We start from the raw sequence: 19,375 nt of genomic DNA on the forward strand, positions 1-19,375 counted from the left end.
AGTAACCATTATGGAAACTAACGCGATATCAAGAAGAAATTTTCTCCGTGTATCCGGTGTTGCCGGAACGGCACTTTGCCTTGGCTTCTATTTTCCGGCAAATGCAAAAAAGGAGCAATTAATATCGGCAACCGAAGGTCAGTCGGGGTTTGATTTTAACGCATGGATGCGCATCGATACTGATGGCAAGGTAACCCTTACCGACCATCGTGCAGAAATGGGACAAGGATCTTTTCAATCTGTACCACAAATCATAGCAGAAGAATTGGAGGTAGATCTGAAGGACATCAACGTGATTTTTGCGCAGGGTAACCCTGATAAATTTGGTAGTCAGATTACCGGCGGAAGTTCCACCATTAGGGGATCTTATAAAAACCTGCTCAAGTTAAGTGCTACAGCACGGGAGATGCTGATCACGGCAGCAGCGAACCAATGGAACGTCCCTGCAAGTGAATGTTACGCAGAATCAGGCCACGTTATCCACAGGCCATCCGGAAAAAAACTAAATTATGGAGAACTGGTGTCGGCAGCATCAAAACTGCCCCCTCCTGCCAACGTTAAATTGAAGGAGATATCTCAATATAAACTGATCCGAAAGCCGCTTCAAAGACTGGACACCCCAATGAAGACCAACGGCGAAGCTATCTTCGGACTCGACAAAAAGCTGCCGGGAATGCTTTATGCTTCTGTTGAACGTAACCCAAGATTGCGCGGCAAGCTTAAAAGCTTTGATGACTCCGCGGCAAGGAAAGTTCCGGGGGTTAAGCAGGTGTTTAAAATCCAAATGCTGGTTTTTAATACCACCCGCGATGGCGTTGTAGTTATTGCCGATTCAACCTGGGCTGCCATGCAAGGTAAAAAAGCTTTAAAAATTGTGTGGGATGAAAGCGGCTTTGAACATGTGAACACCGCAGATATATACAAACAACATGAAGAATTACTGCTAAAAGAAGAAGGCATTTCTTTTAAAAAACAAGGTGAGCCAGACGGTATTTTAGCCAAATCAGACAAAAAGATCGATGTGATCTACCAAACGCCTTACCAGGCACACGCTGCGATGGAGCCATTAAACTGCGTGGCATATTATCAAAAAGATAAGATAGAGATATGGGGCCCGATCCAGGCACCGGATTGGGTGCAGGGTGATATCAGTGATAAATTTAAAATGCCTAAAGAAAAAGTGATCGTTAATATGACTTTTTTAGGCGGAGGCTTCGGGCGAAAAGCCTTTTTGGATTACACTTATGAGGCCGTAGCTATTTCAAAAGAAATCGGCGCACCGGTTCAGGTTATTTGGTCGAGAGAGGATGACGTAAAACAAGGCCCCTATCGTGCCGGGGTCTCTTACAGGGGGCAGGGAGCCATTGAAAACGGTGAAATAAGCGCATTGAAGTTCAAAATGGCCGGTCAGAACATAGACCATTGGAACAATGATAAAAGAGGAAAAGCTAATGACAGTACAACAGAAGGCTTTTTAAAACCTTATTTTGATAGCATCAAGAATATAAGCTTTGCGGATGTGCCCTATGAAATGCCCTTGCCTAACATGTGGTGGCGTTCGGTTTATGCCTCTACAAACGGCTTCGGCTACGAGAGCTTTATCAACGAAATGGCCGCTTTGGCAGGGCGAGACCAGCTTGATTTTAGAAGGAAATATTTAAAGGACGAGCGTTGTCAGCGCCTGATTGACAGGATGGAAGAAGTGTCGGGCTGGAAGTCAAGAAAAAAGAATGAAGGCTTCGGCGTAGCCATAACCGAGTGTTTTGAAACTACGGTAGGTCAGATTGTGAAGGTTTCCAGGCACAAGGATGGAAAAGTGAGAATCGATAAAGTTTGGGCAGTTATGGATTGCGGTTGGTATGTTAACCCTGATATTATTAAAGCCCAGGTTGAGGGCTCGGTTGTTATGGCACTGGGCGCAGCTACTATCCATGAAATTACTTTCAAAAACGGATTGGTAGAACAAAATAATTTTTACGATTACCTGATGCCTCGAATGAGCGACATCCCTACTGTTGAAGTACATATTATGGAAAACACAGCAGATGCAGGAGGTGTGGGCGAACCCGGACTACCACCATTTGCCCCAGCACTTACCGATGCTATATTTGATTTAACAGGTAAACGGATAAGGAAATTGCCATTTAATTTGAGTGAGGTTTAATCAGATCAAAGCATATCATTTTAAAGCAATGGCTATCCGGTAATACAGGTAGCCATTGCTTTATTATATTAAACTACCTATATCATGGCACTATACTCCATTGTTGGTTAAGGCTGCTATTGTTGCCGTAAAATTCCATTGGGCTGCCGTTTGCTGTACCCCCACCGGTATCAAGACATTTACCATTAGTCCGGTTTACAATTTTATAGTATGAACCTATCGGAACAATTGTCCACTGTTGATTGGTACTGCTCCCGCTGGTCCACTGTACAACGGTTGAAGCATCGGCCGTATGGTCATCGCTGTCCAGTGCTTTTCCGCTGGATACGCAAATCAACTTGTAATAACCACCGGTATAGGTTAATGTCCATTTTTGATTATTGCTGGTGCTCGAAGCCCATTGCCCAACGTTAGCTCCATCTGTTGTTGCACCTATGTTATCGAGGTATTTACCTGTAGCCCGGTTAACTAAATGATATGTACCATTAGCAATGGGTTGTGCACCAACGGTACAGGTAAGCGTACCGAATCCCAACTGGTCAAATCCGCCGCTGCTGGAACCATAGTTTCCGCCGCCACCTTCGGGTCTTACCTGGGTTGCAAACTGACTGCTATAAGTTGCAGTTACGCCCATCACATTCTGATAATGGTTATAGATCAATTCCCAGCTTGGGCGAATAGTACCTCGCGAAGCAGCTGAAATGACGGTTTGATTAACATTGTCGCAGTTGTTGTAGGTATTGTAAGGCACTGTAATATTCAGATTATACTTTGCGGTATATTCAGCTAAGGCAAGTACCTTGTTGCTCTCATAGGCAAACAGATCCTGGCCCTGGTTAAAAGCCATTTGGCAAAACGCACCTACCAGTGATATGTCCAGCGTCGCGTGTCCCTGGTCGCGACCTGCTTCCTGATTCTGCCCCAAGTTTCCGGGGTGAACATAGAACACAGCCCTATCGATGTTCCCATTCCCGATGCCGCTCTTAAAATAAGTTATGGCCTGGTTAAATTTGGCCTGATCATCGCAAAGAATACCGATAGATAAAATGGTAGCCATGTTGCACAAGTCCCAGTTTGCCCAATAATGCGTATCGCAGGTACCATTGTGATTGGTTAAAAAGCCATTGGCCGCGGGGTAGAAAACATTTAACATAAATGTTTTGAAATTACTGAAATCCGTTGCCGACCAGCCACTGTACGAACGAAGGATCTCGGCAGCATTTGCAAGCTGATATCCGTAAAGACCGGAGGCCAGTGCATAGTTCGAATCTCCTCCTATCGCCTTGCACGTTGTTGCCCAGGCATTAAGAATACTCACCGCTTTATCTGCATAGGCATTATTGCCGGTAATGTACCACTCCAAAGCATCCTGGTAGGCTGCGGCAGCATCCCGCATAACATGTACATAATTACCGCCCGTATTGGTTCGGGTGATCGTATCATTCGGGCCGGCCATATTGTAGCTAAGTTGCGCGTAGGAATTGGCGGTAAGTAAATTATAACTGTCAACCCAGGGTGAGGCATTAGCATTCACCTGCGTTTGCATTCGGATCAGATCGGCAGAGGTATGCAGCATCCCCGGATGTATGAAACTGAATGTGGCATTTGTTTTAAGCTTACTATCGCCGGTTTTTTCTGCGGCGATACTTTCGGGTGAAACTGTTTTTTTACAGCCCGCCGCAACAATTATGCAGCAGCTAATTAATACTAATAATTTGTTTCTCATACTTTTTAAAAATTCTTAATGTATTGCCAGGCGTTTAGCCGGCCTTATTTACAGGCACGTTTACTAATTGGTTAAAGAAAACGTTACAGTTAATCCCGAAAAACACTATATGTGGCGGCGGAAGACATTAAATAATCGTCAATCGCTCCTTAAACAGAAGTTTTTAAAGGATTTATAAATAAAACACATTTGATGATGCTGCATTTTCAGGGATGCAACTTTCCCCTGTCTGTTTTATGAAGACAGACAACTTCAATGTTGGCCAAACAATATTTGATAACCAGTAAGGTTAGATTTATAAAGAGTAATTAATTAGGGAGAACGAAATAATACCGGATACAACGTATTATCATTCACAAAGACAGTGATATCGGAGATAGATACTCAATGGTGTAAAGCAATTTTTACAACGGCAGGAAATAAATCTTACTATTATTGCTGAGCAAAGAATATTTGAATTAAGGATAGCGGATATTTAGCTACTTTAATAGGGAAATCGCCCTTTCAGCAGGATTTTCATTGCTTGTTGGCGGTATGTCACATTAGTCTTTGCATGATTAACCATGGCTTTCATGTTTGTACTTAAATAGTTACAAACATTATTGACCGTTATATTGTACTACAAACACGTAAAACTCAAAGGGTGAACAGGTTTAAGAATATCGTTAGTCAGTTTGTAAATATGCTTGTATTAGTGGCGTATTTATTTGTTGCATTAACGCGTATCTTTCTCTTACCTAATCTGAATAAAGCGGCTTTACAACTTAAAACCTCAATCAATAACGAGTTTCTACATAAAAATCACAGCCAAAACAACAGTACTTCATCACTGCATCACGGCATCCGTTCGGTTATTGAAAGCAAACGTAAAAGCCTGGTACCCAAAACAACTGCTTTCACCCCTTTACTTGCATTTATCTTCAGTGCTGTAGCTTTAATGTTTTTAGCAAAAAAACGCGAAATCTATTCCGATCCCGCATACATCTCTTACCCAGATACTTATCTCAAACTGCGCAGGTTAAGGATCTGATCACATCCTCATTTATGGTCTGCTAAATTTTAGAACCCAAACAGGTTTGACCATACTTTATTGCGCGATTTTCCCGCGTACCCATCAACAATATTTTAATCAGGGCAATGCATAAGCATTGCAGAGTTTGAGTATGGAACTGAGGCAAATAACAGTGCTTCAGTCCTAACATCTCCTGCAGCATATGCATATGCCGCCTGGTTAAAGTCAATTCTAAATAAATATTGGTTAATAATGAAAATCACGTTTTTCAGCATCAGCTTAGTGCGCCTGTGTTTTCCGGCAGCGGCTATGTTGTGCCTTATATCATTAAACGCTTCAGCACAAAACAATAAAAAGCAATTCCTTGCTCCTGATCAGGTTCCGGATACCGGCAAAGTTGGTTTTCCGGTTATGCCTCATACACAGGATACAGGCCAATATCTTACCCTCAGGCAATGCATTGATTATGCTTTGGTCAATCAGCCTGCATTAAATCGGTCATTGATCAATACTGATATAACCCGCACCTCAAACGCCATTAATTTGGCGGCATGGCTGCCCCAGGTTAATGCCAGTGGCAATCTTGTTCATTACATACAGCAACCTAATAGTAATATTTCAACCAATACAGGTAACGGCTCAACGACCGGAACTACCACCGGCACGTCTATCCGCAGTAGCTACGCCAATACGTTTATTCCCGAATTATCAGTATCGCAAGCTATTATAAGTCCCGGTTTGTTATACGCTGCCAAAAGCGCGCCCTTGCTGGTAAAACAAGCCAAACAAGTTACAGACAGCACCAAAATTTACCTGGTAACATCTGTCAGTAAAGCTTTTTACAATGTACTGCTCACCCTGCAGCAAATCAACGTACTCAAGGAAGATACAGCGAGACTTGGCAAAAGTCTGCGCGATGCCTATCACCAGTACAAGGGCGGTATTGCCGATGAAACTGATTATTTACAGGCAACCATTACCCTTAGTAACTCCAAAACGCAATTAAAACAAGCTAAGGAAAACCTCGTGCCGCAATACGCAGCTTTGAAACAACTAATGGGGTACGAACCCGAAAAACAATTTAATGTAAGTATCGATACCGTGCAAATGATGAACGATATCCGTATCGATACCACAAAGCAGCTTCAATACGGAAACAGGATAGAGTATCAGCAGATCCAAACCCGTAAAGATTTGCAGGTGCAGCTTACCAACTATTATAAATATGCCTTTTTACCTACTTTGTCCGGCTTTTTCAACTACGGGCTTCAGTTTGGCAATAATCACTTCTCAGATCTGTTGTCGGGCTCATACCCAAGCTCATCGGTTGGCTTATCGCTCAGCATCCCCATTTTTACAGGTTTTGCCCGTACACATAATATACATAAAGCTCACTTGCAGGAACAACTGATCAACTGGGACGAGAAGGACTTAAAACTTGGGCTTTATAAAGATTATACTGTCAGCCTGGCCAACTATAAAAGCAACCTGTACAGTTTCCAGGAGCAGCAAAAAAATGTAGGCATGGCAAAGCGGGTGTACTTTGTTGTCGACCTGCAATATAAGCAAGGCGTTGTAGCCTACCTGAACGTAATAACAGCCGAATCAAATCTGATTACCGCAGAAATAAATTATACAAACTCATTGTTCCAGCTGCTGTCAAGCAAGATAGACCTGCAAAAGGCAATGGGTGATATTACTTATTAATGCCAAGAAATATAACCTCCATGAATAAAAGATCATTAATCGCCAGCTTTATAAGCATCCTTATCCTGGGCTCGTGCAAACAAAAACAGCCCCCTGTTAATTCTGAAATACCTGTTAACTTACTGAAAGTTAAAGCAAAAAATGTGCTTTATTACGATCAGTACCCCTCTACAACTGCCGCTTTAAGCCAGGTCAACCTGCTTCCACAGGTACAGGGCGCTGTAACCGGTATATTCTTTACCGAAGGTACGCATGTAGAAAAAGGGCAAAAGCTTTTTGAAATAGACAGGCGTATATACCAGGATAATTATGATGCCGCAGTTGCCAACAGAAAAGTTACCGAAGGCAGCCTGACCCAGGCACAACAGGACGCCGACCGGTATGAGTATTTAAACAAATACAATGCAGTTGCCAAACAGCTTTATGACCATGCAGTTATCGCGTTGCAAAACGCCCAAAACCAGGTAAGTGCAGCCGGGCAAGCAGTAAAAACAGCTAAAACCAACTTAAACTATGCTACAGTTTATGCGCCGTTTAGTGGCACCATAGGTTTTAGCCAGGTTAAATTAGGTGATGTGGTAAACACCGGCGCTACCGTATTAAATACGATATCAACAGATGACCCGATGGCGGTTGATTTTGTAATCAATGAAAAACAGCTGCCTCAATTTGAGCGCCTGCAACAACGCAAAAGCCCAACTGTAGATTCGCTTTTTACGCTCTTATTATCAGACAATTCACTTTATCCTGTAAATGGTAAAATTTCGGTTATTGACCGTGCGGTTAATTCCCAAACCGGTTCAGTTACCATAAGACTTGTATTTGCCAATCCACAACGTATGTTAAAGGTGGGAATGAGCTGCGTTGTACGGGTGCATAACCAGGAAGCAGGGCCTCAACTTCTGGTGCCAGGCAAAGCTGTAGTTGAGCAAATGGGCGAATATTTTGTATTTACCGCCAAAGACAGCCTGGTTAATAATCCAAAGGCCGGGGCCGACTCTGTCAAAAACAAAATATCCAGGCTTTTTGCGGTGCAGAAAAAGGTACAGCCGGGTCAAACCATTGGCGCTGGTATGATCATCAAAAGTGGCATTACAGCCGGCGACCGGATTGTGGTTGATGGCGTACAACTGCTGCGCAACGGTTCCCCGATAACAACGGCAAATAAAGCGGCACCGTCAACAGGCGGTAAAGGCGGCCGTTAATAACGGGGCCAACAAAACAACTTAATTTATTCAGGACAATATTTATGATAGCAAATACCTTTATAAAAAGACCTGTAACTGCAATTGTAATATCCATTGTATTGGTAATTACAGGTACGGTATGCATCTTGCTTTTACCTATAGATCAGTACCCCGATATTACGCCGCCTATTGTACAGGTTAACGGCCAATTTACCGGTGCCGATGCTCAAACTGTTGAACAAACAGTTGCTACCCCTATTGAAGAACAGGTGAACGGAACTCCGGGCATGGAGTACATGCAAAGCAACAGCACCAATAACGGGCAGATGACTTTGAATGTAACGTTTAAACCAGGCACTGACATTGATGTAGCTGCCCTTGATGTTCAAAACCGGGTTAGTATAGCTACGCCGCTGTTGCCGGCGGTGGTGAGCCGGCTGGGGCTTACCGTACGCGCGGTTAACCCAAGCATGCTGATGATGGTGGCCATATACGCACCCAAAGGCACGCATAACGTTACTTTTTTAGATAATTATACCAATATTTTCATACAGGACGCCCTTTTACGAGTGCCGGGCGTTGGAAGCATAAACCGCTTTACCGACGATTTCAGTATGCGGATTTGGATGAACCCGGAAAAAATGGCATCGTACAGCTTAACCCCTGCTGATGTAATTGCCGCCCTTAACGCACAAAACGTACAGGTGGCAGCAGGCACGGCAGGCGTGCCGCCGCAAGCCTCAACCCAAACCTATGAGCTGGGGATTTTGGTAAACGGCAGGTTAAGCAAAGTATCCGAGTTTGAAAAGATCATTGTTAAAACCATACCGTCAACCGGGCAGATGGTTTACCTTAAAGATGTTGCCCGGGTTGAACTGGGCAAATTCACCTTCTCAAGCAATTCTTTTGTCGATGGTCATAAGGCATCCTACCTGCAAATATACCAGGCCCCTGGCAGCAATGCCCTGGAAACCGCAAACGGTGTATACGCCGCCCTTGCCAAGCTGAAACAAAATTTCCCGGCCGATGTACAGTACCAGGTGCCTTTTGAATCGGTTACCGTGGTAAAAGTATCCATGAGTGATGTAATAGGCACGCTTTTAAAAACACTGGGCCTGGTTGCCGTGGTGGTATTCGTGTTTCTGCAAAACTGGCGCTCAACGCTCATTCCTGTATTGGCCATACCGGTATCTATTTTCGGCACGTTTTGCTTTTTCATTCCGCTTGGCTTCACTATTAATACATTAACCATGTTTGGTTTTGTATTAGCCATTGGTATTGTGGTTGATGATGCCATTATTGTGGTTGAGGCCGTGCAGCATTATATCGATCATGATCATATGTCGGCCAAAGAAGCCACGTACACGGCCATGAAGGATATTTCTGCCCCGGTTATTGCCATTGCGCTGATCCTGGCCGCGGTATTTGTGCCGGTGGGCTTTATACCGGGTATTGTGGGTAGTCTTTATCAGCAATTTGCCATTACCATAGCTATATCCGTTATTATATCGGCTTTCATAGCCTTATCGTTAACACCTGCCCTTTGCACGTTGTTACTTAAGCCATCACCTATTAACAAGGAAGCTAAGGGTATCAACAAGTGGTTTTTTGTTTTCAATAACGTATTTGAACGGATAACCAGCCGGTATACGCTTGGCGTGCAAAAAAGTATAAAAGCATCACGCCTGGTCATCATTATACTGATATGTATTTGTGCAGGCGCATATTTCCTTTTCCAGGGCAAGCCATCGGGGTTTATACCGTCTGAAGATGATGGAAATTTATACGTTACTTTTCAATTGCCACCTGCATCATCAACTGCACGTTCTGTTGAAGTAATGTCGAAACTAATGAAGGTAATTGGTTCTACACCGGGAGTTGCGCATTATGCCGCATTGTCGGGCCTTAACGTGGTCACCAATGCCAGCAACTCAAATAACGGCACCATTTACTGCCAGCTTGCCCCCTGGGATGACAGGAATAAAACAAGCGAACAGGTTCCCGGAATTATAGGCGTACTGCAAAAGCGCATTGCCGATGCCGGTATAAATGATGCCAATGTGGAGGTGATCCAGCCTTCGCCCCTGCCGGGCATTGGCACCACTGTTGGGTTTAGCATGCAGATAGAGCAACGCAGCACCACCGATAATTTGCAGGCATTTGAAAAGGTGGTGAACAACTTTGTAACCGAAGCCAATAAAAATCCGGTCATAAAAAAGGCCTTCACTTTTTACACCTCGCATACGCCTAATTACAGCTTAACGGTCGACAGGGAGAAATGCGAAAAACTTGGGGTGAATGTTTCGGATGTCTTCACCACCATACAGGCGTATATGGGCAGCCTTTACATCAACGATTTTACAACCTATAACCGCACATTTCACGTCGTAGTGCAGGCTGATACTGCTTACCGCAAACTGGTATCTAACATGGATAAATACTATGTGCGTAACCAGGCAGGCGGTATGGTACCGCTGGGCACACTTATTAGTTATAAGCCGGTTGATGCACCGCCGCTGATCTCACACTTTAACATCTTCCGTTCGGCCGAGGTAGACGGTTCAACCAACGATGGTTACAGCAGCGGTGCTGCCATAACCGCAATGCAGGACTTAGCCAAACGCATACTCCCCGAAGGATATGAGTTTGAGTTTTCGGGCCTGAGTTATGAAGAAATAAAAGCAGGTTCAACTACTATTTACATCTTTATATTCTCACTTACGTTCGTATTCCTCTTTCTGGCTGCGTTGTATGAGAGCTGGTCTGTCCCCTTTTCGGTATTACTGGCAGTGCCGATAGGAGCTTTAGGTGCTATCCTGGCGCTTGTAATGGTTCCGGGCCTCACCAATAACGTCTACGCGCAGATAGGATTGATAACCCTGATAGGTCTTGCAGCAAAAAATGCCATCCTTATTGTGGAGTTTGCAAAAGTACGGGTTGACCAGGGTGAGGAACTCATCAAATCCACGCTCGAAGCCGTGAGCCTCCGTTTAAGGCCAATTGTCATGACATCACTGGCATTTATATTAGGTATATTGCCATTGGTGCTGGCTACCGGGGCCGGAGCAGTAGCCCGGCAAACTATTGGCTATACCGTACTTGGCGGCATGCTTGCCGCATCAACCATAGCCATATTTATTGTACCGGTGCTGTTTGTGGTGATAACCCGCTTTTCATATGGTAAAGAGAAGCTCGAATACCTGCAGGCCCACAGTGAAAGCCTGAAGGAAAAGGCCAGGAAAGTTGAAGCCCAGAATATTGATCCTGAACTGGAATACGAGATTGAAAAATCCCGCGAGTTACATAAAACTGAATAACGATGATCGCAAATACATTTATAAAAAGGCCGGTCACTGCAATCGTTATATCTATAGTATTGATGATTTCAGGGCTGATATGCCTGTTTAACCTGGCTGTTGACCAATACCCGAACATTTCACCGCCAAGTGTTTCGGTTAACGGATCATACACCGGTGCCGACGCGCAAACCGTTGAGCAAACAGTCGCCACTCCCATCGAGGAGCAGGTAAACGGAACACCGGGCATGGAATACATGACCAGTACCAATACCAACAGTGGCGGCATGAGCATCAGGGTTACTTTTAAAATTGGCACCAATGTGCATATCGCGGCACTTAACGTACAAAACCGTGTAGGGATCGCCTCGCCGTTATTGCCCTCAGTTGTGAGCAAGCTGGGCTTAACGGTACGTGCCAGTAACCCCGATCAATTGATGATGATAGGTATTTACTCGCCAAAGCATACTCATAATATCACCTTTTTAGATAACTATACCAATACATTTATTGAGGATGCCATATTACGTGTACCGGGTGTCGGCGATGTATCTGCACGTACAGATAATTTCAGTATGCGCATATGGCTCAATCCCAATAAAATGGCATCCTATAATCTTACGCCAGCCGATGTTACCAGCTCACTGTCCTCGCAAAACATGTATGTTGCGGCAGGCGCTGTAGGTGCACCTCCGCAATCATCATCGCAGGTTTATGAAACCGGGATATTGGTTAATGGTATGCTGAATAAAGCTACAGAATACGAAAACATCATCATCAAAAGCATTCCGGGTACCGGCCAGCTTGTGCGGCTGAAAGATGTGGCGAGGGTTGAACTGGGTAAATTTACTTTTTCAAGCAACGCGTTTATCGATGGTAACCGTGCATCTACCATCCAGGTATACCAGTCGCCCGGGAGCAACGCACTACAAACAGCCGAAAATGTATACGCAGCATTGGCGAAGCTTAAAAAATCTTTTCCGAGCGATGTTGATTATGTAGTACCATTTGAGTCAATAACCATTATCAAGGTTTCGATGCAGGAAGTAGTTGGCACATTGCTTAAAGCATTGGGACTGGTAGCCATAGTAGTGTTCCTGTTCCTGCAAAACTGGCGGTCAACCTTGATCCCCATTATGGCTATCCCGGTATCTATACTGGCTACATTTTGCTTTTTTATACCATTGGGGTTTACCATAAATACACTTACCATGTTTGGCTTTGTGCTGGCTATTGGGATTGTAGTTGATGACGCCATTATAGTGGTGGAGGCTGTACAGCATTATATTGACGAAAAAGGGATGTCGCCAAAGGAGGCTACTTACCATGCCATGAAGGAGATTTCGGCACCGGTAATTGCCATCGCGCTTATCCTTGCGTCGGTATTTGTGCCGGTTGGCTTTATACCGGGAATAGTCGGGCGATTGTATCAGCAATTTGCTATTACCATTGCTATATCCGTTATGCTGTCTGCCTTTGTTGCGCTTTCCTTAACCCCGGCATTGTGCACGCTGTTACTGCGCCCCAGTAAAGTAAATGGTCAAAAGCAAAACTGGCTGGACCGATTTTTCAATGCATTTAACAGGATGTTTGAGAAAATGTCATTCAGCTACGCCGACAGTGTAAAACGCTGCATAAAAGGAGCCCGCTATGTTATCATCGTGCTGGCATGTATTTGCGCCGGTACCTACATCCTGTTTAAGATAAAACCCTCTGGCTTTGTACCGTCCGAAGATGGTGGCAGGTTATATATCACTTATCAGTTACCGGAGGCATCGTCAACAATTCAGTCTGTTAATGTGATGACCAAATTGATGAAAATTGTGGCATCAACCCCAGGCATCTTGCACTACACGGCTATTTCCGGGTTTAATATCCTCAATGGCGGGGCTAACTCAAACAACGGCTCCATGTTTTGCATGCTTACGCCCTGGGATGACCGCACAACTCCCGATACCAGGGTCCCGGGTTTAATGAATGTAATTAAACAGAAAATTGCCAAAGCCGGGATCAAGAATGCCAACGTAGTTGTTGCACAGCCTCCACCCATTCGTGGCATAGGCCAGGCCGCCGGTTTTAGCATGCAGATAGAACAGGGGAATACCACCGACGATATTTATGCCTTTGAAAAAACAGTGAAAAAATTTGTAGCAGCCGCCAAAAAGGAACCCGCAACAGCAGGTGCTTACAGCTATTTTTCGGCGCATACGCCAAGCTATGAATTAAATGTCGACAGGGAGAAATGTGAAAAACTGGGCATCAATATTTCGGATGTATTTTCGACAATGCAGGCTTATATGGGGAGTTTGTTTGTAAACAATTTCACACTATATAACCGCACCTATCACGTAGTGGTTCAGGCAGATACCTCCTATCGTGCGCTTGTATCCGATATTAACAAATATTACGTACGCAATTCGGCGGGACAGATGTTGCCGCTAAGTACGGTTATCAGCTACAAGCCAATTGTCGCCGCACCGTTGATCACCCACTTTAACATTTTTCGTTCGGCAGAGGTTGACGGTGCCATCCCGCCGGGATACAGCAGCGGCCAAATTATCGAGGCATTAAAGCAACTGGCCGCCAAGACGTTACCCCGCGGCTACACGTATGAATTTTCGGGCTTAAGCTATGAGGAGATAAAAGCAGGCTCCATTACAGTTTACATATTTCTATTCTCTATCATTTTTGTATTCCTGTTCCTCGCCGCATTGTATGAAAGCTGGTCGGTGCCTTTTTCGGTGATGCTTGCCGTTCCAATCAGCGCATTTGGGGCCATAGTTGCGCTATCTGTTACACCAACAATAACTAACAACGTTTACGCACAGATAGGTTTGATAACGCTGATAGGCTTATCGGCCAAAAACGCCATTCTTATTGTAGAGTTTGCCAAACTAAGGGTTGACCGGGGCGAAGAACTGATTAAATCAACACTGGAGGCTGTACGCCTGCGTTTACGGCCCATCATCATGACATCTTTAGCATTTATTTTAGGAGTATTACCACTGGTATTGGCTACAGGTGCAGGTGCCGAATCGCGAAATACCATAGGGGTTACGGTGCTGGGGGGCATGATAGCGTCATCAACCATATCCATTTTTGTTGTGCCGGTGCTCTTTGTGCTGCTTACCCGGTTCTCCTACGGAAAAAAGCAACTGGCCTATTTGCAGGCCCATCATGAAGAGTTGATGGAAAAAGCAAAGAAAGTTGAGGCACAGAATATCGATCCTGAACTGGAGTATGATATCGCGGAAGCACGTGCCGAACACGAATCATCACGCGAAACGAATTAATAAAGGGAATTGACTTATTATCATAAAAGCATATGAAAAATGTACAATTGATATCAAAACGACTGAAAAAGATCAACTACCTATACACAAAAATGATCTTAAACGAGCTGTCTCCTTTTGAGCTCGATCACCACTTTGAAGCACTATTAACGCTTGCCGTTGAGGAAAAGCAGATTACACAAAACAGGCTTTCAGAGCTTCTTCAGATTGATAAATCGCGCACGGCTGTGATTGTTTTTGATCTGGAAAAACGCGGGCTGATACAAATAAGCATCAATCCGAACGACAGGCGCCAGCATTATTTATCACTTTCGGCCTTGGCCCTCAGCTCCATACCGCATATTGAACTGAGCGTTGAAAAAATAAATGAACTGGCTGAGGCAGGTATCGAGCAGCAAAAGCTGATGACCTTTTTCGAGGTTTCAGAAATGATCCAGCATAATTTAGTAAAGAAGCTGTCCTGCTGAGGAATTAAAATCCGCGGCCTCTGAAGGAAAGATGACATATGCCTACCGCCATGCCGAATTTATTTCGGCACCCCATAGGACAGGTGGCCGCTTTGCTTAGCATGGCCGCTTAGCGAGTAGGGTGCTGAAACAAGTTCAGCATGACTTTAATTTTTATTATGTCATCGGTGTTCTACTATGTATTCAATTCTTTCGATACAGGCCTTGTAAAAACAGTACCTGTATCGAAAAGAATAGTTTGTGATTTTTTATACCGGCGGGGTTCTTGGTGGTGCTTCCGCGTGAAGGTGATGTGTTTTTTGGATCAGGACATGAGCTTCAGTCCTGTTATGCCCAGGAGGCGCCAAAAGCAAACTTGTTTTAGAAAGTCCCGACCACAAGGTTTGATTCTTAAACGCAATAGTCCCTCCTCCGCGTTTTCGTTGTGAGATCATGCGGTTAATATCGCCAACGCAAATCCATGGGTCATGTAAGGTAACTCCCCATTTGGCGTGGTCATTTGTTTCGGGCCAGGCCCAATGTGCGCCCATAAAGCCCAAGTTAATATACTTAATGTCAAAAGTTTTATGAATACCATCGCTATCTGCAATAGGCGGGATAGGGCCACGGATCCATGTTTCAACATCCAGATCATCTTTTAAAACGTCACCTACTAATTCATTCCAAAAATCTTTATTCCATTCCCTGTTCTTAGCTATAACTTTAAATTCCAGGCCACCAATGGATTTTAAATCAATTGAATCACCGAGGGGATCCGGGTGGTTTTTCAATGGTTGTGTTAGTGTGAATAGATCAGCCGTCGGAGGCAAATTGGCAGTTCTAAAATCGTATATCTGCGGCTCCTGGTGGGTCAGCATTTGCTTGGCAATAGCATTCGCAGTTTTTAAATCTAATGAAATACATAAGTATGTTTGCCCATATTTGGGAGTTGGATCTTTCTCTGCTCCCGGCTCCATAAATTTTGGCCATGAGTGCAGCAACCAGAAAGCGGTTTCAGATTCGGTGTCAAATGCCAATACCCCTTTGGTATGCCCCCTGGTGCCATCGTCATGTTTATTGAGGCTTTCGGGCATCTCATCGTTGTAAAGGATCCATCCGGTGGTTGGAGCAGGCGTTTTGAAATTTTTGAACACCGCTTCCATTGTGAGGTTAAGCGCGCCCTTGTCGCTGTTCAGAACATTAGGAGATTTTTCAATTATTCTTTTTCGGGCATCGGTATTTGCATCGATGGTGGAGTCATAATAAACATACTCATACCCCGTAGCCTTGTCGTTGCCCACACCTCCATCAAGTTGTGGAACTTTGTAAATAAACCACCAGTCAACTGGTTCGCCACTTTCATCAAGCGCTGAAATTTTCATAATCTTTTTGGTTAGGTTGTAAAATTGTTTGATTAATCGCTTGCAGGCGTTGATGAGGTTACAATAAAGATAAGGCAATATCGAGAACACGAGCCCCCGTATTTTCACGGTATTTTCGAGATGTTTTTAACGTATTTTTACGTATGTAACCTTAGGGGTTTGTTGCTTTAAGGATTTGATAATCAAACAGAATAATTCCCAGCACCTTCCCAGACACGTACAAAACACTTGTCACATAACATAAGCAGATGTTATGCGGCCAGTATTATATGACAAGCGTTATAAATTATTGAGATTATAGCGAACTAATTTAATCAGTCATCATCTTCATCTTTCCCGGCCAGCTTGGCAGGATAAGCTTTTTTGCCTTTAGCGGCAAACCATAAGATCCTGTTCATTACATCGTCATTTCCCCCATCAATGTGATCATATTCGGGCCTTGATGACAGCTGTGCAAAATGCAAAGCAGGGCCTTTAAGCGAAGAAAAAGGCTGGCTGATTTTATTAAGTGGCACCTTGTTTTTTAAACTGGTGTATGTATATAGTGATGGCTTGCTGGTAAAGCAATCAAACATGGGCAGTGCGGTAGCGTCAATGATATTCATTGGAGGTAAGCCCAGTATTTGCTCAATAGAACGCACGATACAGGTCTGGTTATAGTTTTTACTTACTTTATGTTGCAGCCGGCTATAAGGGCTAATCACGAACCCTGTAGTACGGTAAGCTGAAACGTGGTCCCACCCTGCCTGTGAATCATCTTCGGTGACAAATATTACCGTATTTTTCCAGAAACGGCTTTTTGAAACTGCTTCAACAATACGGCCAAGCGCCAAATCGTTATCTGCCACCATAGCATCAGGTGTCGGGAAGCCGGGCCGGGTGCCTACCGTGTGATCGGCCGATAGCGCCATGATCATCAATTGTGGCAACTGGTCGCCGGGCTTTTGCTCATATTCATGCAGTTCTTTGATAAAGGCAGAGGCCCTTAACTGTTCATTGATCTTGTGTTCATCAGATCCCGGAAAATTCTGCGACAACATCGGCCTCACGCGCGATATCGTGCTGGTGTTTTTAAATGCAAAGGGTTTTCCTGCTGTATAATTATTATAAATATCGCTCCAGCTCAATTTATCATCAAAATGCACGGCGCAGGCTTCCCCATAAACTCTTACTGTTTTGCCATGATCAGCGGCATTATTCCAAATAAAACCGTTACCATCATAAACCAGCGCATCTTCCTGCACGTGCGGATAGCTTCTAAACCATGAACGTACACTTTTTTCAACATAATCGGTAACCATAGCAGCGTCAGTCCACTGATGCCCTTCGGCAGAGCATTTGCCGGAAGCGTAATAATTATCAAGCAGCAAAAAATTGCGCGCTAAATCATGCTGATTGGGTGTAATGCTATCGCCATAAATACAAAGCGACTTATTGCCGTCACCTTCCGGCATATCGCCTAAAACCTGGTCGTAGGTCCGGTTTTCTTTGATGATATAAAGCACATGATTAAAAACCGAAGGCTCACCGATACGCTCGGGAATTGGTTTTGGTGCAATGTTTTTGCGGGGCAATAATTGCGCTATTTGCTGACGGAAACTCAGGTTCAGGTTTTGAACCTTTTGAGTATATTGTTTTAATAAAGCATCGCCCGGAATACTTATCACTGAAACTGTAGCCTTTAAGTGGTGCGAGTTGTAAGCAGTAACATCAGCACCGGCTGGCAGATCACCTTTTAAATTGCCTTTACCTATTTCATCCGTGCCTATTCTTGAGCCCTCTCCTTCCAGATTGGTTACAAATAAATTATTACCGTCAACAGCCAAACCGCCGGGATATGCTTCTGTTGGGATAAAGCCTTTTACTTCATTACCACCTGTTCCTTTAAGTGATGTTTTACTGCCCAGTTTTACTACAGCAACGGCGTTATCTAAACCATTGGCAACGTAAAGTATGGAGCCATCAGCATTTATAGCTAAAGCATTTGGCGTATCACCTATATAACTTTTTTTGCCCGGGTTTAATTTAACATCAATTGCAGCTATATTTTGCAGCGAGCTCGTGGAAATTACCGATACCATATCGCTGTTGCCATTTGCGACATAAACAAAAGCTTCATCGGTACTATTGATAATGGCATTGGGGTGCAGACCAACAGTAATTTCTTTGATCACATCGCCCTTAGCCAAATCCATGACCATTACTGTCCCCTGCGCCGTTGCCCCGGTTTTGGGATCTATGTAAGCCTTGCCATAAGGTACGCCGGCTGTTTCACGCTTCAATGTATCAATAGCTTTCGGCCCGGCCCAGTTGGTCAAAAATATTTTATCCTTTGCTATGGTAATACCATAAGGAGCAACTCCTGTTGATCTTGTCCAAACGGTTTTGCTATCTGTTAAATTGATCTTTACCAGCTGGTTATTTCCGTTTAAGACCACATATAAATAATTTACGCCGTTTTCTTTATTAATAGCCAAATCGTTAGGTAAGGCCAGCGGCGATTCACCTTCAGCTTTAAAACTGAAAGTGTTTTGTATACTGATATTGCCATCTTTCCATATCGCCTGGAAAACACACGATTTTGAATCTTTGCCCTTACCGGCCGCAGCGCTCCAGTATATTTGAGTTTGACCGGCAATATTTACAACTTTTAAACCCGAATAGGTGCTCGTCAGTCCGCGATAGCGTGTATCTTGTTTGTAGGTCCAGCGGGTGGTTACCTTTTTTACGGTTGTATCAATTATGGTGATACCATACCGGTCTTCAACGGCAATAAACTTAGTCCCGGGTATTAATCTTACATCCATGCTGTGGTTTTCATCAGCAGCATCGCCAAATGATATCACTGTTCCGGCCGGATCAATAATGCGGTTATAAGGCATTAAAACCGGCAGGATATGACGGTTAAGCGTACTATCGTCATAAGCACTGTGCATATTAACCTGTTCATTGCCGGAGGTTTGCTTGTTCCCCGTAACGGTATGGCAGGCATAAAAACAAAAAGAGAGCGCTAATATGAACAGATGCAATAAGAATTTCGGATACTTCATAGTACTAAACTAAACAGTAAAATTATGACAGATAGATTTACTAAAGGTAAATAATTGATGAAGAACGTAATTGTTACATAGTTTATGAAAATGCATTGGCAATTATAGTGTT

The 19,375-nt window shown here is 44.0% G+C and carries 10 protein-coding genes; 7 read left to right on the forward strand and 3 right to left on the reverse strand.

The genetic code is table 11. The features are described 5' to 3' along the window. Window positions 1-10 precede the first annotated feature (10 nt). Window positions 11-2,164: a xanthine dehydrogenase family protein molybdopterin-binding subunit gene (locus AC1DUD_RS19485; RefSeq protein ID WP_477377382.1), complete on the forward strand. Its 2,154-nt coding sequence runs from the start codon at window positions 11-13 to the stop codon at window positions 2,162-2,164. A gap of 82 nt (window positions 2,165-2,246) precedes the next feature. Here the strand turns inward: AC1DUD_RS19485 and AC1DUD_RS19490 are convergent, their stop codons facing one another. Then, window positions 2,247-3,890: an RICIN domain-containing protein gene (locus AC1DUD_RS19490; RefSeq protein ID WP_477377384.1), complete on the reverse strand. Its 1,644-nt coding sequence runs from the start codon at window positions 3,888-3,890 to the stop codon at window positions 2,247-2,249. A gap of 643 nt (window positions 3,891-4,533) precedes the next feature. On the opposite strand from AC1DUD_RS19490, the gene AC1DUD_RS19495 reads away from it, so the two are divergent. From AC1DUD_RS19495 to AC1DUD_RS19520, 6 genes are all read left to right on the forward strand, one after another. Next, the gene (locus tag AC1DUD_RS19495; RefSeq protein WP_477377386.1) at window positions 4,534-4,920 is read left to right on the forward strand and encodes a hypothetical protein; all 387 of its coding nucleotides are present in this window, start codon (window positions 4,534-4,536) and stop codon (window positions 4,918-4,920) included. Between the two features lie 234 nt (window positions 4,921-5,154). Then, window positions 5,155-6,609: a TolC family protein gene (locus tag AC1DUD_RS19500; protein ID WP_477377388.1), complete on the forward strand. Its 1,455-nt coding sequence runs from the start codon at window positions 5,155-5,157 to the stop codon at window positions 6,607-6,609. Window positions 6,610-6,629: 20 nt separating this feature from the next. Then, the gene (locus AC1DUD_RS19505) at window positions 6,630-7,814 is read left to right on the forward strand and encodes an efflux RND transporter periplasmic adaptor subunit (RefSeq protein WP_477377391.1); all 1,185 of its coding nucleotides are present in this window, start codon (window positions 6,630-6,632) and stop codon (window positions 7,812-7,814) included. Between the two features lie 44 nt (window positions 7,815-7,858). Beyond that, window positions 7,859-11,113, forward strand: coding sequence for an efflux RND transporter permease subunit (locus AC1DUD_RS19510; RefSeq protein ID WP_477377393.1), 3,255 nt, complete (start codon window positions 7,859-7,861; stop codon window positions 11,111-11,113). Between the two features lie 2 nt (window positions 11,114-11,115). After that, window positions 11,116-14,385 carry an efflux RND transporter permease subunit gene (locus AC1DUD_RS19515; RefSeq protein WP_477377395.1) on the forward strand — a complete coding sequence of 1,090 codons (3,270 nt, stop codon included), beginning with the start codon at window positions 11,116-11,118 and terminating at the stop codon, window positions 14,383-14,385. Between the two features lie 32 nt (window positions 14,386-14,417). Next, window positions 14,418-14,852 carry a MarR family winged helix-turn-helix transcriptional regulator gene (locus tag AC1DUD_RS19520; protein WP_477377397.1) on the forward strand — a complete coding sequence of 145 codons (435 nt, stop codon included), beginning with the start codon at window positions 14,418-14,420 and terminating at the stop codon, window positions 14,850-14,852. A gap of 248 nt (window positions 14,853-15,100) precedes the next feature. Here AC1DUD_RS19520 and AC1DUD_RS19525 read toward each other — a convergent pair whose 3' ends face one another. Both AC1DUD_RS19525 and AC1DUD_RS19530 read right to left on the reverse strand, forming a co-directional pair. Beyond that, on the reverse strand, window positions 15,101-16,213 hold the full coding sequence (locus tag AC1DUD_RS19525; RefSeq protein ID WP_477377399.1) for a deoxyribonuclease II family protein: 1,113 nt from the start codon (window positions 16,211-16,213) through the stop codon (window positions 15,101-15,103). Window positions 16,214-16,527: 314 nt separating this feature from the next. After that, a complete protein-coding gene (locus tag AC1DUD_RS19530; protein WP_477377401.1) occupies window positions 16,528-19,263 on the reverse strand; it encodes a bifunctional YncE family protein/alkaline phosphatase family protein in 2,736 nt (911 codons plus the stop codon). Window positions 19,264-19,375 lie beyond the last annotated feature (112 nt).

It is taken from the genome of Mucilaginibacter sp. P4_A11 (assembly GCF_056402535.1).

Bases quoted from the DNA above. Each gene is read 5' to 3' on its own strand.
- AC1DUD_RS19485 (WP_477377382.1), top strand. From the start codon at position 11: ATGGAAACTAACGCGATATCAAGAAGAAATTTTCTCCGTGTATCCGGT.
- AC1DUD_RS19505 (WP_477377391.1), top strand. From the start codon at position 6,630: ATGAATAAAAGATCATTAATCGCCAGCTTTATAAGCATCCTTATCCTG.
- AC1DUD_RS19500 (WP_477377388.1), top strand. From the start codon at position 5,155: ATGAAAATCACGTTTTTCAGCATCAGCTTAGTGCGCCTGTGTTTTCCG.
- AC1DUD_RS19510 (WP_477377393.1), top strand. From the start codon at position 7,859: ATGATAGCAAATACCTTTATAAAAAGACCTGTAACTGCAATTGTAATA.
- AC1DUD_RS19490 (WP_477377384.1), bottom strand. From the start codon at position 3,890: ATGAGAAACAAATTATTAGTATTAATTAGCTGCTGCATAATTGTTGCG.
- AC1DUD_RS19530 (WP_477377401.1), bottom strand. From the start codon at position 19,263: ATGAAGTATCCGAAATTCTTATTGCATCTGTTCATATTAGCGCTCTCT.
- AC1DUD_RS19520 (WP_477377397.1), top strand. From the start codon at position 14,418: ATGAAAAATGTACAATTGATATCAAAACGACTGAAAAAGATCAACTAC.
- AC1DUD_RS19515 (WP_477377395.1), top strand. From the start codon at position 11,116: ATGATCGCAAATACATTTATAAAAAGGCCGGTCACTGCAATCGTTATA.
- AC1DUD_RS19525 (WP_477377399.1), bottom strand. From the start codon at position 16,213: ATGAAAATTTCAGCGCTTGATGAAAGTGGCGAACCAGTTGACTGGTGG.